General features: G+C 66.6%; 2 protein-coding genes. Both read right to left on the reverse strand.

All coding sequences use genetic code 11. The features are described from left to right. On the reverse strand, window positions 1–981 hold a 981-nt coding region (locus H5T60_14355), incomplete at its 3' end, for a glycerate-2-kinase family protein (protein ID MBC7243612.1). 24 nt (window positions 982–1,005) lie between these two features. Further along, on the reverse strand, window positions 1,006–1,999 hold a 994-nt coding region (locus H5T60_14360), incomplete at its 5' end, for an extracellular solute-binding protein (protein ID MBC7243613.1).

Consider the following 1,999-nt stretch of genomic DNA (forward strand, 5'->3'; position numbering starts at 1 on the left):
CCTGCCGACCTCGCGCGCTTCCCCCTCGGCAAAGGTGGTGAGCAGGAGGGCGTTCATGCCGGCCTCCCGGGCATATTCCAGCGCCGCCAGCGCGGCCTGCCGGTTATCCCCCACAATGATATTTTGCACCCTTTCGAAAACCGGGTCTCCCGGCTTGGGGGTATCGGGCAGTTCGCCGGCCAATCCCCTTTCGATCCGCCGGCGCACCCCCGCCGGGATTTTCTCCAGCAGGCCGTACTTTTCCAGCACCCGCCGTGCATCCTCCCAGGTGGAGGAATCCGGCGAGGTGGGGCCGGAAGCGATGACATCGAGGGGATTGCCCACCACATCGGAGAGGATCAGCGCAAGGACCTGCGCCGGGTACGCCGCGCCGGCCAGCCGCCCGCCCTTGATGCGCGAGATGTGCTTGCGCACCGCGTTGAACTCATGGATGGTCGCGCCGCTGGCCAGCAGGGCATCCGTCACCTGCTGTTTTTCCTCCAGGGTGATGCCCTCGGCTGGCAGAGGAAGCAGGGCTGAACCGCCGCCCGAAATCAGGCAGATGACCAGCGTATCCTCGTCCAGGCCCTGCAGGCGCTCCAGGATAGCCTCGGCGCCGCGCATGCCGTCCGCGTCGGGGATCGGATGGCCGGCCTCGTGCAGGATGACAGCGCCGATACGGCCGCCGGCCTGCTGGCCGGGGAGCAGATGCCCGCGCTTGACGTTCACCCACCCCCACTCGATGCGGTTGCCCAGCAGATGATGGACGGCGGCTGTCATGGGGGCGCCGGCCTTGCCGGCCCCCACCACCAGCACCCGCCGGTAGCGCTGAAGGTCATACACCTGTGGGCCGGCGCGGAGCAAGTCACCCTGACGCTGAAGATGCCGCAGGACCGCCTGATATGGGTCCACGGCCTGCAAAGCGGAGCGAATCATGCCGGCGAGGAACTGCCGCTGTTCGTGTGTCAGGCTTTGGCCCCAGTTCACCGGATATGCGGTCATGGCACCCCCTCCGCCGGCCTTTCCTCACTGCTGAGGCAACACGGCGTTCATCACGCGGCGGGCGGCGTCCCGTGGGCTGATCGCCTGCTCCCACACCTCGCGCAGGGCCTGCTGGATGGCCTGGTACAGGCGCAGGGAGTCAGGGTCCGCCGGCGCGCTGAAAGCGGAAGATAACTGCCAGCGCACAAAGGCGGCATAGGCATCCTGGGCACCCCACAGGTCCAGGGAGCTGACGCGCGTCGGAAGATGGCCGGCCGCGCGGGTCCAGGGCGCATTGCGCTCCGGCGCCGAGAACCAGTCCAGGAAACGCCGCACCGCCTCGTGACGCGCCGGGTCCGAGGCCACCAGCACAAAGGCCTGGGAACGCGCCACGGTAGCGATGGTGCCGTTCCAGGTAGGGATGGTTGCAAAGGCCAGGTCTTTCCACTCGTTGCGGTTCTTCAGATAGGTCTGGGAGCGCACGTTGCACAATTCGGCACTGCCGTTCAGGCACAGCAGGACTGCGTCATCCGCCGTGTGCGCTTCCAGCATGGCGGGAGGGAACAGGCCGGCGACAGCGCCGGAGGCGTAAAAGCTGAACACCTGGGCCAGCACCGTCTCATCCAGGGTAAGCTTATCTTCCTCATCCTTCAGCCGGCCGCCCAGGGCAAAATATTGGAGCAGGAAAGTATCGTTCACCAGCCCATCTTCGCCGCCGGCAGGGAAGGCATACGAGACCGAATCGCTCAGCACATCGGTCCAGGTCAGCGGCGGGGCATCCAGCCGGCGCTGATCGTACACCGCGTGCTCGATATCCGCGGCCATTGGTAGAGCATACGGCTGTCCGAATTGCACGGCCAGACTGCGGGCAAAGGGGAAAAGATCGTTCAGCACATTCTCCGGCAAGAGGTCCTGCATGGGCTGAAGCAGGTTGGCACTGTACAGGACGCCCAGGTCGCGCGCGTCGACGACCGCCAGGTCCGGCAGGATCGCCGGCGCCACCTCGCGCGCCGAGAGGAGGAAATCGCGCAGGCTGCCG

The sequence above is a fragment of the Anaerolineae bacterium genome (assembly GCA_014360855.1).
Taxonomy (GTDB): domain Bacteria; phylum Chloroflexota; class Anaerolineae; order JACIWP01; family JACIWP01; genus JACIWP01.